Genomic DNA, 17,568 nt, shown 5'->3' with positions numbered 1-17,568 from the left:
CCGTCAAGTCGTACAGCAGAGCACCCGGCGTCCTGACCGCCGGCTGTGACCCTCGCCCGACGGCCGGGGCAAGGGCCTTTGCTGTGGCGGGTGTGTTTGATGCCCCTGTGGATGTCGCGGCCCGGAGCGGCGGCAGGCTGACGGCCGCTCTCCGGGTCCGTTGACGATACCGACCGCCACACCGTGGCGGAGCGGTACCAAGTCCCGGGATCGCTCAGGGGGTCAGGCGGCAACCCTCGAGGTGCCTTCCTGAGGCCACCCCTGATCGCGCCCCTGTGCCTTCCCTGATTCCGGTCTCGGGCTCTTGTGCACCCGCAAGGCCAATCACCACGCTCGGCGAGGGAGTAATCCCCGTGATCCATTTTGTGCGATCTTTGAAAGGGACTGCATGCAACCGTTCTTCAGGGCGCTCACCGGAGTGCTCGCTGTTGGAGCGTTCGCAGCCGGAGTGCCGACGTCGGGCGGGGCGGCAGCGGACGCCGCCCCTGCCGGCAGAAGCTCGACGCCATCGAACGCCATTGTCTGGAAGCCGTGTCCCCAGGACGCCGCAGCAGAGTGCGGCTCTCTGCGCCTACCCATCGACTGGGCACATCCTTCGGGTGCGACGTTCGATCTCGCGGTGGCCCGTCGCAAAGCGACCGATCCAGGTCGCCGAGTCGGTGTGCTGCTGGTGAATCCCGGCGGGCCGGGTGATTCAGGTGTGGACTTCGCGGTACGGCGCGCCAAGGCCCACTTCAGCGCGGACGTCCAGAAGAGGTTCGACATCGTTGGGTTCGACCCGCGAGGTGTCGGTGCCAGCCAGCCGGTGAAATGCTCTCAGGAGCTGTTGGCCCAACGGCCGTCGGCCTACCCCCGCAGCCAGGGGGAGTTTGAGCAACTGGCCACCTTCAACCGGACGTTACGACAGGACTGCCGACGGCACAGCGGTCCCATCTTCGACCACGCCGACACCCTGAGCGTTGTCCACGACATGGACGCCATCCGCAGGTCCTTGGGCGAGAAGGAGATCAACTATTTCGGCCACTCCTACGGCACCCTGATCGGCCAGCAATACGCGGAGCAGTACGGTGACCGGCTCCGGACCATGGCCCTCACCGCGAACATCGACCACAGCCTCAACGCACGGCAGTTCCTCGTCTCCTCGGCGGTCACCGCAGAGGACTCGTTCCAGCAGTTCGTGACCTGGTGCGACCGCACCAGGTCCTGCGCACTTCATGGCCGGGACGTCACCGCTGTGTGGGACGGCCTGCTGGCCAGGGCGGACCGGGGAGAAGTACAGGATCCGGGAAACCCAGCCCAGGCCCTCACCGCGAACGCGATCACACAGGTGGCCTTCAAGGCGTTCTACGGCCCGGACTGGGACGGGCTCGCCACGTACGTGGCAAGTCTCGGCGCCGGGGAGCTGAAAGAGCGGCGGCCACCGCAGCGACTGCGGATCTCAGAGGTAGGTGACAAGCCGGCGACCGCCGAACCGTTCCACGCGGTGTTCTGCCAGGACTGGCGCATCCGGCCGAAAGACTACCGGGAGTTTGCCGGCCTGACCCGGGCCGAACTGCGGGCCGCCCCACATATGCGCGGCTCACCACGTATTCACGCAGGAGTGGCAGGCTGTGTCGGCTGGCCGTACAAGGTGAACAATCCGCAGCATCGGCCGCAGATCACCGAGGCACCCAAGATTCTCATGCTGCATTCGCTGCACGACCCGGCGAACAACTACGCGTGGGCGACCAACGTGCACCGACAGACCCGCAGGACGACTGTCCTGGTGCCGTACGAGGGCGCAGGACACAGCGTCTACGGCCGCACCAACTGCACACGCGAGGCGGTGGACGACTACCTCCTTGAGCTGAAGATCCCGAATGCTGGGCACAGGTGTGCCCCGGCCGCGAGTAGCTGATCGTTCCGGGGCACGACATCGGGCGACGGCGACCGATGTCACGTGCCCGTGAGCGCTGGGCGCCCGGTTGCCCTTAGAGGACGGCTGGTACGTGAAGTTCGTGGGTGATTGCGGTTTATGCGTCTCGCCAGGTGGGGGTGGTTTCGCCGGTTGACGGTCGTGATGATTTGCAGGATGTCGCTGCGGTGTTGGCTGTGCTGGGGAAGAAACTCGGGGATGATGGTGATGAACATCGGGCAGGGCAGGCAGGCATTTGCGTGCGGGCAGGACTGCTGGACGGGCGGCCGCAGTAGCCGTTCGGCAGGGCCTGGGTGGCGCGCAGAGCCGCTGCTTGGACCAGGCCGCCTCGGCGAGTGGTCCGTCGGGGTCGAGTTCTGGCCTGCCCGCTGATGTTGACCTTGCGGGCCTTCTCCCAGTGCTCACGGACCGTGGTGTCATGCAGCCGCACGTAGTGCGCGGTCATCTCGGCGGTGTCGTGGTCGAGGATGCGGCGTACAACTTCTTGCGGGACGTCCCGGTTGATCATTCGGGTGCCCAGAGTATGACGCCACTGGTGAGGGGTGAAGTGGGCGGGCCGCCCGTGCTGGTCGCGGAATTCGCAGAGTTGGAGCCAGCGGTAGAGGACCAGCCAGTAGGTGGAGCACGCGGTCGGATAGCCGCCGTCGGGGTTCTCCGGCGGCCGGGGAAATAGGTGCGGGCAGCCGTCGGTCCAGCGGGCGAGGACACGTTGCTGCTGGTCGATGATGAGCTTGTGGATTTCTTCGTCGATGGGGACCAGGGATTCGCCTTTCATCACAGTTACTCATGGAACCAGCACTGGTGGCGCTACGCTGCTGTGTCGTGCAGGAAACGCGTCTCGACACTGCTCGGATCCGGGCGGCTCGCCGGGTAATCGACCCGGTCTTTCTCGACACTCCGCTCTACCGCTGCGAGGCACTGGAGCCCGGCCTCGGGTGCACGGTGAGCATCAAGCTGGAAACGGCGAACCCGGTCCGCAGCTTCAAGGCCCGCGGCACCGAGGTAGTCGCGAGCCTGCTGGCCGACGATGCCTCGCGAGCCGCGGTGTGCGCGAGCGCGGGCAACCTCGGCCAAGCCCTTGCGTGGTCCGGTCGCGGCCGGGGGCTCGACGTTACAGTCGTGGCATCCCGCTTTGCGACTCGGGCCAAGCTTGATCGCATCCGCGCGTTGGACGCCGGATTGGAGCTGGTGGACGGAGACCACGAGATGGCGCGCGAGCGGGCGGTGGCCATCGCGCGGTACGACGGCATCCGGCTGGTCGAAGACAGCCTGGACATCGAAACCTGCGAGGGCGCGGCGACCATCGGCCTGGAACTGGTCGGCACTGAGCTGTCGTTCGACGCCGTCCTGATCGCTCTCGGCGGTGGGGCGCTGGCCACCGGTGTGGGGCATGTGGTGAAGGCCCTGGCACCCGAGGTCGAGGTGATCTGCGTCCAGCCGCTGGGCGCACCGGCGATGACACACTCGTGGCGCATGCGACGAGTGGTCACTACCGACTCGACCAACACGATCGCTGACGGCGTCGCCGGCCGGCGTCCCATCCCGGCCGTCCTAAACGACCTACTCCTGGTAGCCGACGACGCCGTTTTGGTGCAGGAGGCAACGATCATCGCCGGTATGCGGATGCTCCTCGACCACGCGGGCCTCGTCGTCGAGCCGTCGGCCGCGCTCGGCGTCGCGGCGATCCTCGAGGACCGTGACCGCTTCGCCGGCCGACACGTAGCCACCATCGTGTGCGGCAGCAACGTCGATGTAGATGCCTACCACCGCTGGGTCGGCCCGGCTCCCATCCACAGGTCTTGACAATTACTCGGACCGAGGTGAACTCGATGTTGATGTCCCAGTCGATGCCGCCGTTGGCTTCGGCAACGGCCTGAACGCGCTGGACCATGGCCTGGGCGAGCACCGAACCGGACGGCACCGCCCCCATCGACAGTCTCACCGTAACTCTCGCCACCACCCACTGGAGTGAGCCGCCCCGTGACCGTTCAGCGCATCGACCCTCCCGGTTCGAACGCCGCACCCGGCCTCATCGGCCAGGTCGTCACGACCACCGGCCGTCGACTCATCCACCTCTCCGGGCAGCTCGCCTGGGGACGTCTCCGGCAACTCCACCGGCGGCATCACGCAGCCCAGGCCGCCGTGATCGCCCGCAACATCACCACCGCCCTCGCTGCCGCGGGCGCCGGCCCCGACGACATCGTCAAGGAGGTGATCTACGTCGTCGACTACACCCCTACATCCCCCGACCATCCTGGGTGCCCTCCGTGACGGCGCCCGCACCCTGCCCGCCAGGACCCTAGGCCCGTCTCTCCGATCACGCTGGTAGCCCGGGAATTCAGCGACCGCGGTGGGGTCCTGGAGGGCATTGCTTCCAGGACCCCACGAAATCAGCGCAGATCGCGGTCCGGGTTCGAGATCCTGAACTTGACTACGTTGTTCTCCCCGGTCGTCCAGCGGCGGAAGCCGGCCTTCTCCAGTACTCGGAATGAGGCCGGGTTCGACAGTTCCACGTCGGCGGACACAGTGTGGACATCTGGCAAGGTGAGGGCGAAGTCGGCGAGGGCCTTGGTGGCCTCGGGGGCATAGCCTCGGCCACGCCGGGAGACTACGATGCCGTAGCCGATCTCAAGGACCCCCTTGCTGGGCGGCCAGAACAGGCCGATGGAGCCCACCACTAGGCCGCTGTCGCGCTCGATGACCAGACGGTGGCCGTAGGGGCCGAGCCAGTCGGGGTACTGCTCGAAGAGGCCCGCGACCACCCGATCGCCTCCGGCGGGAAAGTCGTCCGCCCAGTGCGGGGGCCGGGTGTCGTCGAGGACCGCTATGGCCTCGCTCCTGGTCCAGGGCCGCAGGACGAGGCGCTTGGTGACCACGTCGGCGTGGCCGTGTGAAAAAGAGGAAGACATGTGTCTCTCCAGGTCGTTGGAACGACCGGCCGCGCTCTGTTATCGCACGGGCCGGATGAGGGCATGCTGATCACGGCCAACGGCAGCCATATTCATCAACCTCCTCATCCCGAGATCACGCGTCTGTCGCGCTGGCGTGAGGGTAGTAGCCCTTACTCTGCGGCGGCAACCCCTTTCCGGACTGCTGACCGGGGCTTTCGCTTGCTGAAGGTCGTATCCCTTCGCGCGGCAGCGTTGCTCTGATCGTGCTCAGCAGAGGGGATCTCAGCGACGACGAGTGGGCGGTCCTGGAACCGCTCCTGCCCAGCCCACGGGCAACAACCGGTGCGGCCAGTGGCGGGACCACCGCTAGGTGATCAACGGGATCATCCATCGACTCAGCACCGGCGGCCAGTGGCGCGAGCTGCCCGAACGCTTCGACCCGTGGCAACCGTCCACAAACGCCAGTCGCTTCAGCCAGGGGAACACGCTGCCTCGCACGGGCTACTCCTCAAGAACCTGACGGTGACGCCGACAGAGCCCCGACTGTCCGAGGACAGCCGGGGCTCTCTGCACCTCGCTGAACCGGGGCGAGCCTCCTGGGATCAGGTGGCCTCGGCTCAACGAGGGCGATCAGCGGTCAGTACCGCTCGCCATGGGGGCCACGGTCGCCCCCGGGTGGTGCATCCAGACCTGCTGACCCTCGGCCGTGACCGTAAGGCCGAAGCGCTGGGCGTCAGGTCGGCCGAGGGCGACGTACTCGCGGTGCACGGCCTCGATCTCCGTCCACAGGTCACGTGGCCCGTACTGCTACAAGTCCTCGCCCTTCGCCGTGGACGTGGCTGACCCGTCCTCGCCACGAGCCCAGACCTTGACGGTGTCCTCGGTCCGGGAGTGTTGCATCCATACGCCTGGCAGTCGGGCCCCGGCGTACAGGGCGAAGCCAAGGGACAGCAGTTCCTCGGGGTCCAGGCCGGCTGTCCGGGAGCGTGCTGTGGAGGAGTCGACCTCCACGGTTGCCGTTGCCCGCTGCGACCTCATTGGCATGTACGAGGCTCCGCCCTGGAAGTGGCCCCAGGCGCGTCCGTCGGTCTGGACGGTGAGCTGGACCAGGGCGCCGCTCCAGAAGTCGCGGTACAGCGGGGCGACGATGATGCCGCCGGGACGGACCTGCTCCACGAATGCGTACGGCACGCGCCGGAGCGAGCAGGTGGAGATGAGCCGGTCGAACGGTGCCTCCTCCGGCCACCCCAGCTCTCCGTCACCGAGGCGGAGGTTCGGCGTGTAGCCGAGGGGCCGTAGGTGGTTGGTCGCCATGGCGGCCAGGGGGGGGCGATCTCGACGCTGTAGACGTTGCGGTCCCCGAGGCGCTCGGCCAGCAGAGCCGCCAAGTAGCCGGAGGCGGTGCCGATTTCCAGGACCCGGTCGTGGTTCTTGACCTGGAGGAGCCCGAGCATCTTGGCGACCATGGAGGGCATGGAGTTCGAGGACGTGGCCACACCGGGCCCGTCCTCGTTCCCGTCGTCCACCTGGATGATCACCGGCTCGTCGCTGCTGACGAGATCGCACCAGTCCTCGTATGTCGTGACGGGCTCGCACCGGTCTGGGTGCTGGCGCCAGATCTCCTGTGGGATGAAGTGGTGCCGGGGCAGCTTCTCCCACACCTGTCGCCAGGCCGGGGTCAGGAGCCCCTGCTCGTCCAGTAACCGGACGAGGGCGGCGTGACCGTCCTGCGCTCGCGTCGGGATCACTTCTTCGGTCCCGACCCGTCAGGGCTCGGCTCCGAGGGACTCGGGGGAGTCCAGGGCTTGTCCGAGGGCTGGCCGCCGTGCTTTCCGCTGTCACTCATGTGGGTCCATACCTTTCTTCGTGGGTTGATTCGGGTCACTCGTAAGATCGGGACACCCAGGGGAGCCGGGTGTGGCTGGCATGTGGGCGCCGCTGTTGTGGCTCAAGGAGATTGGCCGCCCGACTCCCCGCGACGACTCGGCCGCTGATTGGGATGCGCGAACTGAATCGCTCGTATGGACACGTCGGCGAGGTCGTCTGCTGGGACGGAGTACACGCACGTCGGCGGAGGAGGACCTGATGCCCCAACTGTGGGCCGGGACGGATGCGGGCAAAGCCGAGCACCACTGCACTGCCATCGACACGGACGGGAAGACGCTGCTCTCCCGCCGCGTGCCGAACAGCGAGACCGAACTGCTGAAACTGCTCCGACTACAGCGTCTCCAAGAGCGCACTGATCCTGCTGACGGGCTACCAGACCCCGGCCGCCCTGCGGAGGATCGGAAGGGGGCCGGCTGGCGACCTGGCTGAAGAATCACGGCGTGCGCACCCTCAACGCGGCGAAGAGCACTGCGGAGGCCGCCGTCACCGCCGCTGAGGCCCAGTTCACCGTCGTCCCCGGGGAGAAGACCTGCGCGAAGATGGTCTACACCCTGGCGAGGGAGGTGATGTCCCTCGACCAGGAGATCGCCGAGCTCGAAGCCCTGATCGAGGGCCGGTTTCGCGAGCATCCCGACGCCGGAGTGATCACCAGCATGCCCGGTATCGGCGACATGCTCGGCGCCGAGTTCATCGCAGCCACCGGCGGAGACATGGCCCTCTTCGGCAGCCCTGACCGCCTCGCAGGCGTCGCCGGCCTCGCCCCCGTCCCACGCGACTCGGGCAAGATCAGCGGCAACTTCCGCCGACCCCGCCGCTACAGTCGAAGACTCCTGCGGATGTTCTACCTCTCGGCCCAGGTCGCTCATGCACTGCCCCGTCTCCAAGGCGTTCTACCGCCGCAAGCGCGACGAGCGGAAGTCTCATAAGCAGGCGATCCTGGCCCTCGCCAGGCGCCGTCTGAACGTTCTCTGGGCCCTCATACGCGACGGCCGAAACTTCGAGACAGCCGTCCCCCAAGCTGCTGCCGCAGCGCAGTGAACGCATCACAAGGCGTCACCGCCCTGACTTGACAAGATCATTGGGAATCTCCTTCTCTGGTGGTGTGGATACCCGTCCAGGTGGACGGGAGTCAGAGGGGCCGTCGCACTTCAACTCGCCCCAGACCTGCTTGCCCCACCGGTAAAGGTCGGTGCCTCAGCGCTCGGTCAGGGCGTCGACCACCAGGAGGCCACGGCCCCGGATCTGATCGCCGTTGGAGTCGGTCCGCATCATCGGGATGACCTTCGAGCGGTCGACGACCCCGAGGCGGAGCCAGTTCTCGGTGGGGCGAGAGACGATCACGCGGATCGAGGGGAGGCGGCCATGGTCCACGGCGTTCGAGACCAGCTCGGTGATGACCACCGTGGCGTCGTCGATTTGGTCCTCCAGGCCCCAGGCGGCCAGAGCGGTACGGACGAGCCTGCGGGCTACGGCCGGGCTCTCCGCCTCGGGGGGGAGGGTCTGGGAGTACCCGGGGTGTCCTGTAGGGCAGGGTGTGGCGGTCACTGACATCGGGACCTCGTCCGCTGTCGAACGATCAGGGAGGCCGCCGACTGTGCGTCACAGACCGGTTCAGAGGGCCGAGATGACCCGACAGCAAGCGGTGTGCTGCGACCGTAGGGAAGGCTCGTGAGGCACCTCCACAGTTTTCTACGGTTCTCTATGCGGTCTACCGCAGATGAGCAATGGCGTCCGTGATCAACCCGCGGGCCGAACTGCCGTACACCGCCGAATCGGCCATCGTCTTCATGGCTCTGACGTACTGCTCGACCTCGCCAGGAGCGGTGATTTTCACGGCCGCGGACAGCAACTCGACATGGACCCGGGCGTCGTCGAAGACGTTGAAGGTCTCCAGGGGCCAGGTCGGGCGCGCAGCGGAGAAGGGGATCACGCCCAGACTGACCGACGGCAGCGACATCAGCGTGAGCAGGTAGCCCAGTTGTCCCGCCATCGTCTCGGAGTCACCGATCCGGCACCTGAGCACGGACTCCTCCACCAGCACGGAGAAGCGGTTCCCGTTGACGAACAGCACCCGGGAGCGCCTCATGCGGGCCTCCACGGCCTCTGCAACGTCGTTCTCTCACGGCCGGAGCCATGAGAGAGCGCAATCGTGCGTGTTTCAGATCTTTATGGGCAGGTTTCGCCGAACTTGACGGCACCGACTGAGATCTTGGCGGTGACGGGGACGGTCTTGTTCTTCGGGTCCTGGTCGCAGATCTGCCAGTTGGTGAGCAAGAACACGGTGCGTCCCTGACCGCTGACGTCGTGGAACGAGGTGGCCCGGTATCCGTCGGTGAAGCCTGCCTTCTGGAGCGCTTCCACGAGCAGGTCCCCGGACTTGCCGGTCATGTCGGGGACGCGGGCTTTCTGCGGCGCGGCTGGCTTCGTCGGTGACGGTTTAGGCGCCTTGGCCGGCGGGGGAGCGGTGACGGTTGCGGTTGCGGTAACCGTGACGGCAGGGACCGGCTTGGCCGCGGCGGGCTTGGCCTCGGAGGGCGACACGGCAGCCGCGATCATCCCGACCACGAGAAAGGCGGCGAGCATGCCGCCACAACCGAGGATAGTCTTGTGCTTGGCGTTGAGCTGACCGCCGGGCTTATTGAGGCCACCTTGCGGCTGCGGAGGCAAGGGGGAGTAGGCGGCTTGCGGGGCTACATGAGGGGGAGCACCGACGGGCTGCTGTGGGTAGCCGGGGGCAGGGGTGGGCACAGTCATGGATTTGCTCCTGTGGCAAGACAGAGGGGTGCCCCCAACCTGGTGCGGTGAACTGTGGACTAGCCAGCAGCCGCAGACGGCGTGAATCAACCTCCCATAGGCCAGCTGACCTGCGGTTGTGTCACCGCCGATCCCGACTCCGCCCTGGCACTATTCCCCAGGAACCTTGAGCAGGTCCCACGTGGTCTTGCCCGGGGGCCACTTCGCGGCGGTACGCGAGTACCCGCAACGACGCTGCCACGCCTCGTACGAGGCAACGTCGCCGGAGCCGATGACGTCCTTGTTCGCCAGTGACCCCGACGGCTCGCCCCGTTCTCGTCTACGACAACCACAAGGCCTACCGGCTCGGCCGCCGCCTTCCGGTCGGCTGCGAGACCGCCGACGTGATCCGCCGCCAACAGCAACGCGTACGCGACCGCTTCCCGAACGTTGCGCCGGCGCCTCAAACTCCTGCCTCGTCCGAGGACGAACCCCGAGGATGGGACGGTCGGCGGCGATCCGGTCGATCGGCAGAAGCGTCCCGTCCAGGATCAAATACGCCTTCATCGACGCGGCCCGCATGGCTTCGGCGAGCGTGGGGGCGAGGACGGCCAGGAGCCCGACGGCCTCGGTGACGTAGCGGTAGACGGTGGTGGTGCCGATCCCGAAACCAGCCGCGAGCTGGGCATACGGCTGGCCGTTGCGGAGGTAGACGAGGGTGAGCAGGGCTTGGCGACCCGCGCTCAGGCGCCGCCATCGGGTGCCGAGAACACGACGGTGTTCCCTCAGGCGGGCAGTGAGGAAGCGCAGGGCAGAGCTGGAAACGTCGACGCCGGACGGGTAGACAAGCATACGAAGCCTCTGGTGGAGACGGTTCTCTTGGTCGAAAACCCGTCTACAGGGGCTTCATCCGTCCGTCAGGCCAACTGGCCATCCGACAGGTGAGATTGGCAATGGCTCACTGTACAGCTGGCCGCTGCCCCGCCCCGGGCCGACCGGTGACCTACGTCTTCGATTACGTATTTCTACTGACGCCTCGGGAAGGCAGCCTTGGGAGACTCACTCCATGAGCTTCCTGACGGAGCCGTGGTGTCACGCCGGGGAGCTTGCTGACTCCCTACTGGGCAACCGTCGCCAGCCGTCCAACGGGTAGCGAACGCTGTCTGGTCAATAGAGCCCGCCTGAACATTGGAGAGTCCTCCGTTGGTTTCCAAGATTCGAGTCCTTCTGGGCATGCTCGTGCTCCTGGCGCTGGCCCTCGGCGCCATCGCCCTGCTCGCGGCCATGAAAGCCGATGCCACCTGGTTCACGGTCGTTCCTCTCGGCATCCTCGTTATCGGCGCGTCCGTCCTCCAGTCGCTCGGATGGTTCAACAAAAAAGGCAGGTGACTGGCCTGGCGCCTCGCAGGGCACACAGCTTCTCCTACGGCGCCCTGCTCGCGGGGCAACGGCAGGTCCGTCCGCCCGGCTAATCCGGGTGCCGTCGAGAGCCGGTCTGCAACCTTCCTGCTCAACTGATCGCAGCCATGGCTGACCGCCGCCGCCCATGTCGGACGGCATTTCATGGGAGGGAGAGGCAGGCGCGAGGTGTGCCGGACGACGAACGGGATTAGCAAACGTCCGGGCCCTTGCCGAACAGGCCATCGCCACCCTCAAGTCCTGGCGGATACTCCTCCGCAGGCTCCGCTGCTCGACATCACCAGCCTCGTCCAAGCCGTCCTCACCCTCCATCTGGCCAGCTCAGAGGTCGTTAAGTCCGTTTCTGGTAATGGCCTCGTCCGGGTTGGGTGAGGAAGCCTTGGCGGGTGAGGCGGCCGAGGCGGCTGCGGGTGATGTTGACGGATGCCTCGTCGGTGGGCATGCCGAGGAGTTCGTGCAGCTCGCGAGCTCGGAACACCTGGTCGGGGTGCTGGTTGAACGCGTTCACGATGTCCTGGTAGGCGGTGTTCGCCTCGTGGATCGGGTTCGGCTCCTGCTGGTGCGGCCTCCGTGATGACTTTTCGAGTGGTGGCCAGATCCGTGAGTCGCGCTTCGCTCTCGGCCAGGGCAGCGGTGAGGTGCTCGATCTGGCCGCGTAGTTCTGCGGCCCGGGTGGTGGCCTCGTCCTGCTGGGTTTGAAGGTAGGCCAGGAGCTCGGAGACGTTCACGCGGCCAGCCCGAGGGTGTCGCGCCAGGCCGGAGCGGGGGTGGTGAGGCGGCGGGCCATGTTCGCGGTGGAGGCCCAGTAGACGCGTGAGGCGGAGGTGTCGGGCCGGTGGTCGTACTCCCGGGTCAGACGCCGGTGCAGCATCAACGTGCCGTTCGTCTGCTCGACCACCCACCGCTTCGGCTGCGGGACAAACCCTTTGCTGTGGTCAGCAGGGTTGCGGCGGACGACCTCGACGTCGATGTCCAGCAGGACGCCGTGGATGATGACTTCGTCCTTGAAGCCCTGGTCCACCAGCGCTTTCTCCAGGCGCATCCCGCACCGCTCGGCGGCCTGGTCGAGCAGGGCGGTGCCGGCGGCGTTGTCGTGCGCGGAGGCGGCCAGGACGACGACGCCGATGATCAGCCCCAGAACGTCGACGGCCAGTCCCCGCTTGCGCCCCGACACCTTCTTGTTCGCGTCCAGTCCCGTCGTGGCTTCGGGACACCCGCCGCGGCGCGGACGGACTGGGTGTCGATGATCACGAGGGACGGGTCCTCTAATCGGCGGGCCTTCTCCCGCACCTGGCAGCGCAGGAGTTCCTGGATCCGCTGGTCCAGCCCGTCCTCGCGCCACAGGCCGAAGTAGTAAAACACCGCCGACCAGGCCGGGAAGTCATGCGGCAAGAGGCGCCACTGACAGCCCGTCCGGTTCTGATAGAAGATCGCGTTCACGACCTCCCGGAGGTCGCAGGACCCGGGATCTCCGGTCGCCGACCGCGCCACCCTGTCCTGCTTCCAGGCCGTGATCATCGGCTCGATCAACGCCCACTGCTCGTCTGATAGGTCGCTGAGGTACGGCTCTCTCTTCACGCTCGCATCTCAACATGGACATGCTCACCAGGCGGCCGGGACGGCGATCAGTACCACGATCGAGCGATCACGAACCGAGGAAGACCGGACTTAACGCCCACTCAAGCTGAGGATGGAAAAGGCTCACTGAAGTGCTTGTTTTTCGTTCCCTTCTACAAGTTCCGCCCAAGCTCGGTTCTCGAGGTCGGTCAGCCTGCCAAGGTCTTCAGGCATGTTCATGGTCGCTCCGCGGTGCCTGCAAGGATGCTCACCAGTGCAAGGTCTCGCTGAATCTCTCGACAGTTCAAGCACCCCGCGGTTGACGTGGCACTTATGTCGCCTGACTGGTCCATGTCTGTTGTGGCTTCAACAACCCAGCTTGGCAAAGACTCAGCAATGGATCTCCGGACGGCTGAGACACCTGGCCCGCCAGCCAGGGCGACTTGCATGCCGCAGCCGCTGACGGCCCGCTGAGACAGGCCGGCCGATGAGACACCCGAACTGTTCCTAACACGGCATTCCGCCGCCTGGTCGAGCTGAACCCGCCCGCCAACTTCAAGTACACCGGCGCCGAAGAGCGCAACGCTGCCGAGCGCATGCTGGACCGTGCCATTGCCGCCGCCCAGAACAAGGGGCAGGTCATCAGGAAGGGGCGGCAACAGAGACGCCGCCACCTGGCACAGATACCGCCTACCCGACGTCCACTACGGCGTGCGGTACGGAGGGGCCAAGGGCTTGTCCACCGCTCAGATCGCGAAGCGCATCCGTGCGGACATCAAGCTCGCCCGCAACGTCGAGGCGAAGCTCGGCACCGCGACCGGCACCAACGTCGCGCTGGTCGACCATGCCCAGACAGATCAAGGTATCCGTCCGTAGCGACTACTTCTCCGGCGGCAGTGCGATCCGTGTCAAGGTTTACAACCCCCCCCCGGAGAAGGAATGGGCTACGTCCAGGAGACGGACAGGTGGGGCAGCCGCACTGGGTGCCCGGGTTGGAGCTGCGCGCGATCCTGACCGCCCTGGAGGAGCTCCACGGCGCCTACAACTTCGACGGCTCCGACTCGTGCGTCGGCTACGTCCACGTCAACTACTACGGCCAAGTGGAGGGTGTCGTACTTACTGTGGGGCGGCGCCATGTTCACGAGTGAGCCGTTGAACGCGATCGTCTGGCCTTCGTGCCTGGTCGCGAAGTCCAGGTTCGCCTCGTCGCACGAGTCTGCCTTGAGCAGTGCCGCGAACTCCGGGTTGTTCTGGTCAGAGTGCGTCGGCACCGATCGAAACAGCGTGGAAGCGGCCTGTCCGGGCCGGTGGCAACGCGTGCACTAGGCTGTGGAGCCTTCTTCGACTGGGAGTGTCGCGTGTCACCGCAGTTGGTTGAATGCCTGGTCGGCTTCGGCTATGGCCTCTGGTTGGACGTCGTGGGCGGTTCGACCGTCGGCGATCTTTTGCCAGTTGGTCCGGGCGAGCACCCGTTGGACCGCGAGTACCTGTGCGGCTAGCAGGCGTGCCTGGATGCCTTCGCCGAGGGCGTCCGCCAGTGCCTTCTCGTCCTCGAGCTGGTACCGCGTGAGCCGTCCTGCCAGGCTCGGTGTGGTGAACACCAGCCGATGGAACGCCACCACCTCCGGATGATCGTTGAGGCCGGTGACGGGGTCGTACCGATCGAGGCCGACCCGGAAGTGCCGGTGCAGCGCCGTCACCGGCTTGATGCCGGACCTGCGGTCACGTACGACGCGTGCCGCCTCTCCTTGGTGGTCCGCGAACCGGTGCAGCACCAGGTCTTCCTTGGTGGGGAAGTACCGGAAGAGGGTCGGCTTGGAGATCTCGGCCGCCGCGGCGATGTCGTTGACGGAGACGCGGTCGAAGCCGCGCTCCAGGAACAGTGAGATGGCCGCGTCGCCGATGGTGTCGCGCGTCCGCTCCTTCTTGCGGGCCCGCAGTCCCGTCGGCTCGCTCATCTGACCACCGTAACATTCATTACCGGGTTGCGTTTTTAACCGAGTAACGTTTTCATGGCTGTCGTGAACCAGACAGACATTCCTCCCGTGCTGGTAACCGGGGCGACGGGCCGGGTCGGCCGCGTCGTCGTCGACCAACTCCTCGACGCGGGCGTGCCGGTCCGCGCCCTCACCCATCGCTCCGAGGCGGCGGCGACGCTGCCGGCGAAGGTCGACGTCTTCACCGGCGACCTCACCGTGCCCGAGACACTCGACCCGGCGCTGAATGGCGCCGGTGCGGTCTTCCTCGTCTGGACCGCCCCGCCTCAGACCGCCGCGGCAGTCGTCGAGCGGCTGGCAGCCCACGTGCGGCGGGTCGTTTTCCTCTCCTCCCCGCACCAGACGCCGCACCCCTTCTTCCAGCAGCCCAATCCCATGGCGGTGCTGCACGCCGACATCGAGCGGCTCATCGCGGCCACCGGACTCGAGTCGACGATCATCCGGCCGGGAATGCTCGCGTCGAACTCGCTGGCCTGGTGGGCGCCCGCGATCCGGGCCGACGAGGCCGTCCGTTGGCCTTACGGCGCTGCCGAGACAGCACCCGTCGACGACCGCGACATCGCAGCCGTCGCGGCGCGGACGCTCCATCAGGACGGATACGCCGGAGGCGACTACGTCCTTACGGGCCCCGAATCGCTGACCCAAGCCGCGCAAGTGGGCGTCATCGGCGACGCCCTGGGGCGCCGGATCCCATTCGAAGAGATGACGCCGGACGAGTTCCGAAACCTGTCGCAGGGCACGGCGCCCAGCTCGGTCGTCGACATGCTGCTCGCCGCGTGGAGCGCGGCGGTCGGACAGCCCGCGTACATCACCACTGCGGTGGCCGACATCCTCGGGACGGCGCCGCGAACGTTTCGCCAGTGGGCCGCCGACCACGCCGCCGCGTTCACGGAGGGTTCGCAGGGGTCGTAACCTCGTCGGCCGCGATCTGCGCCCCTGGCTGCAGCTATCAGTCCGCCGTCGCCCCGGCCCCCCGCCTCCGGGATGTGCCGGGCGCGTGGGTCCGGGAGGCAACCAGGAGCAGGCCCCCTGGTGCCAGAGCACGTGCCTGCGCGGCGAGCAGCGCGGGCAGTTCCCCAGGCGGGGTATGCATCATCGAGTAGTGGGCCATCGCCGAGCGCGCCGTCCTCGACCGGCAGGGCCTCCATCAGCGCCTCATCGAACCGCAGCGCCGGATAGCCCGCCGGGGCATGCTCGACCATGCCCCGGCAGAGGTCGAGCCCGAAGGCGTCCAGCCCATTTCGTGCAACATGGCCGTCAGACATCCAGGCCGGCACCGACGTCGGCTGCCCGCGGGTTCCCCGCCCGCGGACATTGCGACGCGGAGATGATGCGCTCGTGGACGCGGTAGTCGATGCGCGCGGCGATCACTCCGTACAGGCCCCGGGGGATGACCACTAGGAGCAGCACGCCAAGGAGGAGCGGCTGAAGGGACGTGAGGACAGTCGCGGCGGACACCTGGACGAACCGCCACAGCCCGCCGCGAAGACCCCGAGCGCAGCGCGTCCTCACCGACTCACCACTCTGGAACAACAGGGCAAAAAGATCACGGACACTGTGGTCGCCCGCACCGTGGCGTCTCCACCTGGCTCACCTACACCGAGGGCGTCCGCGAACACATCGAAGCCGCGCAGCAACGCCAGCAGCCCAAAGCCCCTCAGCTCACCAGTTCCACACCGCCTGCACATCCGAGCGGCGGCAGCAGTTGGGCAGGGTGCCCTGCCCGGCTGCGGTGGCTACTCTCAGGGCCGCAGTAGCGCGTTCCACAGGGCTCTGAGCCGGTCGGGCGGGACGGTGAGAAACTTGTCTACCAACCGGGCCGTGATGGACCGAGCGGCCCCATGGGTATCGCGCGGCGGGCAGGCCGACACCAACAGCGAGCTGCTGCCGGACAGGCGCGGGGTGGTCAGAGCCAGGTGCCTCCCCAGGGAGCGATCTGGCCCAGCCTTCCGCCGGCAGCGGCCATCTCGTCGACCAGGCGCCGCCCCGCCTTCGCGTCAGCAGGGTGCCGCCCGGCCCACGGCCAGCGCACGGAACGTCTTCGCTCGATGCTGTCCGACATCGGGCTAGCCTTGGCTGGCCGAGCCGGAGCCTGCATGGCCCAAGCGCTCGGCGTCGGCGTCAGCCGGAGCACGGTCCTGCGACTTGTCGACGAACTGCCAGAACGGCAGCTGCCAACCCCGCGGGTGGTCGATGTCGACGAGTACGCCACCCGTAAGGGACGGCATTACGGAACCGTCCTGGTCGATGTCGAGACCCGTCGGCCGGTCGACCTGCTGCCCGACCGGGAAGCAGTGCTTCGAGGCCCGCGTCGAACGCACCGGCAGGAAACCACTGGTCGGACGGTTCGGCGGGATCCCGCTGCGACAGGACAAGAAGACGGTCGTCACCGACCGTCAGCTGGCCCCGGTCAACATCAAACGCAAGGAGCTGGTCACCCGGCTTCTTGCGGGACGATGCGAGGCATGCGGACGCCTCGACAAGGTGGAAGTCCACCACGTCGCCAAGCTCGCAGACCTTGGCAGACCGGGAGACCGGCCGCCGTGGGCAGATCTCATGGCCGTGCAACATCGCAAGGCCCTTGTGGTCTGCGGCAGTTGCCATGCGGGCATCCACGGCAGAAGACCTGTCCCAGCACTCACGGAGTAATCACTGGAGAGCGACGTGCGGTGAAAGTCGCATGCGTCGTTCGGGCTGGGGGCCGTGGGAAAAGGACCTGCTCAGCAGGCACCTCGCCGACGGCCCACCAGTACCCTCTGGCACAACTTACCGAAGCCGCCGAACGAAGCGTCTCCCAGCACCGCCGCTGCCTGAGCGTTCTCGTTCCCACCGTCCCGCAAACGAAGGCCGAACCTGCTCCGGCAGCCGAGTCCGCGACCTCACCATGGACGACCAGCAGCCGCTTCGCCGCCCCCACCACAGCCCGGCACGCAACGATCCACGCCCTGATCAAGGCCGGGCATAGCCGGCGCTCGATCCAGCGGCAGCTCGGCATGACCTACCGCACCGTCCAGCGTTTCGCCGACGCCGCACGGCCGGAAAACCTCTTCACACGCCAATGGCAAAACCGGACCTCCGCCCTGGACGAGTACAAGCCCTACCTCGACGACCGCTGGCGCGAGGGCTGCACGAATGCCCGGAAGCTGTGGGAGGGGATTGTCCCCTCGGC

General features: G+C 67.0%; 17 protein-coding genes and 7 pseudogenes. 10 read left to right on the top strand and 14 right to left on the bottom strand.

All coding sequences use genetic code 11. The features are described from left to right. Nucleotides 1-448: 448 nt before the first annotated feature. Nucleotides 449-1,897 (top strand): alpha/beta fold hydrolase, encoded by a 1,449-nt coding sequence (locus tag AS594_RS01435; RefSeq protein WP_240508891.1) that lies wholly within the window; start codon nucleotides 449-451, stop codon nucleotides 1,895-1,897. 115 nt (nucleotides 1,898-2,012) lie between these two features. Here the strand turns inward: AS594_RS01435 and AS594_RS40625 are convergent, their stop codons facing one another. Then, nucleotides 2,013-2,690 carry a tyrosine-type recombinase/integrase gene (locus tag AS594_RS40625; protein ID WP_079148364.1) on the bottom strand — a complete coding sequence of 226 codons (678 nt, stop codon included), beginning with the start codon at nucleotides 2,688-2,690 and terminating at the stop codon, nucleotides 2,013-2,015. A 47-nt stretch (nucleotides 2,691-2,737) separates the two neighbouring features. Here AS594_RS40625 and AS594_RS01430 point away from each other — a divergent pair, with 47 nt between their 5' ends. Both AS594_RS01430 and AS594_RS01425 read left to right on the top strand, forming a co-directional pair. After that, the gene (locus tag AS594_RS01430) at nucleotides 2,738-3,718 is read left to right on the top strand and encodes a threonine ammonia-lyase (RefSeq protein ID WP_069925261.1); all 981 of its coding nucleotides are present in this window, start codon (nucleotides 2,738-2,740) and stop codon (nucleotides 3,716-3,718) included. 177 nt (nucleotides 3,719-3,895) lie between these two features. Continuing rightward, nucleotides 3,896-4,186, top strand: a complete 291-nt coding sequence (locus AS594_RS01425) for a RidA family protein (protein WP_069933632.1) — start codon at nucleotides 3,896-3,898, stop codon at nucleotides 4,184-4,186. A 119-nt stretch (nucleotides 4,187-4,305) separates the two neighbouring features. Here AS594_RS01425 and AS594_RS01420 read toward each other — a convergent pair whose 3' ends face one another. Further along, nucleotides 4,306-4,824 (bottom strand): GNAT family N-acetyltransferase, encoded by a 519-nt coding sequence (locus tag AS594_RS01420; protein WP_069925259.1) that lies wholly within the window; start codon nucleotides 4,822-4,824, stop codon nucleotides 4,306-4,308. Between the two features lie 612 nt (nucleotides 4,825-5,436). Next, nucleotides 5,437-6,551, bottom strand: a pseudogene (locus AS594_RS47850) (methyltransferase domain-containing protein). A gap of 181 nt (nucleotides 6,552-6,732) precedes the next feature. Between AS594_RS47850 and AS594_RS47465 the strand changes: the two are divergent. Together AS594_RS47465 and AS594_RS01410 are read left to right on the top strand one after the other, a co-directional pair. Next, nucleotides 6,733-6,969: pseudogene (locus AS594_RS47465) on the top strand (hypothetical protein); the annotation flags it as partial. A 64-nt stretch (nucleotides 6,970-7,033) separates the two neighbouring features. Continuing rightward, nucleotides 7,034-7,731 (top strand): annotated as a pseudogene (locus AS594_RS01410) (transposase); the annotation flags it as partial. 156 nt (nucleotides 7,732-7,887) lie between these two features. On the opposite strand, the gene AS594_RS01405 reads toward AS594_RS01410, so the two are convergent. The 4 genes and pseudogenes from AS594_RS01405 to AS594_RS45840 form a co-directional block, all read right to left on the bottom strand. Next, entirely contained in the window at nucleotides 7,888-8,244 is a 357-nt protein-coding gene (locus AS594_RS01405; RefSeq protein WP_069934919.1) for an ATP-binding protein, read from the bottom strand. Nucleotides 8,245-8,401: 157 nt separating this feature from the next. Next, a pseudogene (locus AS594_RS01400) lies at nucleotides 8,402-8,797 on the bottom strand (DUF5753 domain-containing protein); the annotation flags it as partial. A gap of 62 nt (nucleotides 8,798-8,859) precedes the next feature. Continuing rightward, on the bottom strand, nucleotides 8,860-9,447 hold the full coding sequence (locus AS594_RS43770; RefSeq protein ID WP_141747135.1) for a hypothetical protein: 588 nt from the start codon (nucleotides 9,445-9,447) through the stop codon (nucleotides 8,860-8,862). A gap of 150 nt (nucleotides 9,448-9,597) precedes the next feature. After that, the gene (locus tag AS594_RS45840) at nucleotides 9,598-10,278 is read right to left on the bottom strand and encodes a transposase family protein (RefSeq protein ID WP_240508890.1); all 681 of its coding nucleotides are present in this window, start codon (nucleotides 10,276-10,278) and stop codon (nucleotides 9,598-9,600) included. A 351-nt stretch (nucleotides 10,279-10,629) separates the two neighbouring features. Between AS594_RS45840 and AS594_RS01385 the strand changes: the two genes are divergently transcribed. After that, complete coding sequence (locus AS594_RS01385; RefSeq protein ID WP_069925254.1) at nucleotides 10,630-10,815, top strand: hypothetical protein; 186 nt, start codon at nucleotides 10,630-10,632, stop codon at nucleotides 10,813-10,815. 361 nt (nucleotides 10,816-11,176) lie between these two features. Here AS594_RS01385 and AS594_RS45835 read toward each other — a convergent pair whose 3' ends face one another. Continuing rightward, the gene (locus AS594_RS45835; protein WP_240508889.1) at nucleotides 11,177-11,353 is read right to left on the bottom strand and encodes a type IV toxin-antitoxin system AbiEi family antitoxin domain-containing protein; all 177 of its coding nucleotides are present in this window, start codon (nucleotides 11,351-11,353) and stop codon (nucleotides 11,177-11,179) included. Nucleotides 11,354-11,569: 216 nt separating this feature from the next. Further along, nucleotides 11,570-12,423, bottom strand: a pseudogene (locus AS594_RS42665) (IS5 family transposase). 714 nt (nucleotides 12,424-13,137) lie between these two features. Between AS594_RS42665 and AS594_RS44395 the strand changes: the two are divergent. Continuing rightward, entirely contained in the window at nucleotides 13,138-13,278 is a 141-nt protein-coding gene (locus AS594_RS44395; protein ID WP_167367967.1) for a hypothetical protein, read from the top strand. A gap of 89 nt (nucleotides 13,279-13,367) precedes the next feature. After that, entirely contained in the window at nucleotides 13,368-13,550 is a 183-nt protein-coding gene (locus AS594_RS45830; RefSeq protein WP_240509324.1) for a hypothetical protein, read from the top strand. Nucleotides 13,551-13,556: 6 nt separating this feature from the next. On the opposite strand, the pseudogene AS594_RS45825 reads toward AS594_RS45830, so the two are convergent. Both AS594_RS45825 and AS594_RS01360 read right to left on the bottom strand, forming a co-directional pair. Then, a pseudogene (locus AS594_RS45825) lies at nucleotides 13,557-13,673 on the bottom strand (DUF4839 domain-containing protein); the annotation flags it as partial. A 90-nt stretch (nucleotides 13,674-13,763) separates the two neighbouring features. Next, nucleotides 13,764-14,360: a TetR family transcriptional regulator gene (locus AS594_RS01360; protein WP_069934918.1), complete on the bottom strand. Its 597-nt coding sequence runs from the start codon at nucleotides 14,358-14,360 to the stop codon at nucleotides 13,764-13,766. A 54-nt stretch (nucleotides 14,361-14,414) separates the two neighbouring features. Between AS594_RS01360 and AS594_RS01355 the strand changes: the two genes are divergently transcribed. After that, nucleotides 14,415-15,311, top strand: a complete 897-nt coding sequence (locus AS594_RS01355; RefSeq protein WP_069934917.1) for an NAD(P)H-binding protein — start codon at nucleotides 14,415-14,417, stop codon at nucleotides 15,309-15,311. 97 nt (nucleotides 15,312-15,408) lie between these two features. Here the strand turns inward: AS594_RS01355 and AS594_RS40605 are convergent. The 3 genes and pseudogenes from AS594_RS40605 to AS594_RS44385 form a co-directional block, all read right to left on the bottom strand. Continuing rightward, nucleotides 15,409-15,701 (bottom strand): annotated as a pseudogene (locus AS594_RS40605) (methyltransferase domain-containing protein); the annotation flags it as partial. Between the two features lie 604 nt (nucleotides 15,702-16,305). After that, nucleotides 16,306-16,461 carry a hypothetical protein gene (locus tag AS594_RS44390; RefSeq protein ID WP_167367966.1) on the bottom strand — a complete coding sequence of 52 codons (156 nt, stop codon included), beginning with the start codon at nucleotides 16,459-16,461 and terminating at the stop codon, nucleotides 16,306-16,308. 4 nt (nucleotides 16,462-16,465) lie between these two features. After that, a complete protein-coding gene (locus AS594_RS44385; RefSeq protein WP_167367965.1) occupies nucleotides 16,466-16,627 on the bottom strand; it encodes a hypothetical protein in 162 nt (53 codons plus the stop codon). A 19-nt stretch (nucleotides 16,628-16,646) separates the two neighbouring features. On the opposite strand from AS594_RS44385, the gene AS594_RS40600 reads away from it, so the two are divergent. Next, complete coding sequence (locus AS594_RS40600) at nucleotides 16,647-17,048, top strand: HNH endonuclease (RefSeq protein WP_240508888.1); 402 nt, start codon at nucleotides 16,647-16,649, stop codon at nucleotides 17,046-17,048. The last annotated feature ends 520 nt before the right edge of the window (nucleotides 17,049-17,568 follow it).

Source organism: Streptomyces agglomeratus (genome assembly GCF_001746415.1).
Lineage (GTDB): Bacteria > Actinomycetota > Actinomycetes > Streptomycetales > Streptomycetaceae > Streptomyces > Streptomyces agglomeratus.
The sequence above is the reverse complement of the archived record's forward strand: the minus strand, read 5'-3'. Positions and strand labels throughout refer to the sequence as shown.

Coding starts and splice junctions, on each gene's coding strand:
- AS594_RS40625 (WP_079148364.1), bottom strand. CDS start 2,690: ATGAAAGGCGAATCCCTGGTCCCCATCGACGAAGAAATCCACAAGCTC.
- AS594_RS01420 (WP_069925259.1), bottom strand. CDS start 4,824: ATGTCTTCCTCTTTTTCACACGGCCACGCCGACGTGGTCACCAAGCGC.
- AS594_RS01405 (WP_069934919.1), bottom strand. CDS start 8,244: ATGTCAGTGACCGCCACACCCTGCCCTACAGGACACCCCGGGTACTCC.
- AS594_RS43770 (WP_141747135.1), bottom strand. CDS start 9,447: ATGACTGTGCCCACCCCTGCCCCCGGCTACCCACAGCAGCCCGTCGGT.
- AS594_RS45840 (WP_240508890.1), bottom strand. CDS start 10,278: ATGCTTGTCTACCCGTCCGGCGTCGACGTTTCCAGCTCTGCCCTGCGC.
- AS594_RS01360 (WP_069934918.1), bottom strand. CDS start 14,360: ATGAGCGAGCCGACGGGACTGCGGGCCCGCAAGAAGGAGCGGACGCGC.
- AS594_RS01355 (WP_069934917.1), top strand. CDS start 14,415: ATGGCTGTCGTGAACCAGACAGACATTCCTCCCGTGCTGGTAACCGGG.
- AS594_RS44390 (WP_167367966.1), bottom strand. CDS start 16,461: ATGTCGGACAGCATCGAGCGAAGACGTTCCGTGCGCTGGCCGTGGGCC.
- AS594_RS44385 (WP_167367965.1), bottom strand. CDS start 16,627: ATGCCGTCCCTTACGGGTGGCGTACTCGTCGACATCGACCACCCGCGG.
- AS594_RS40600 (WP_240508888.1), top strand. CDS start 16,647: ATGTCGAGACCCGTCGGCCGGTCGACCTGCTGCCCGACCGGGAAGCAG.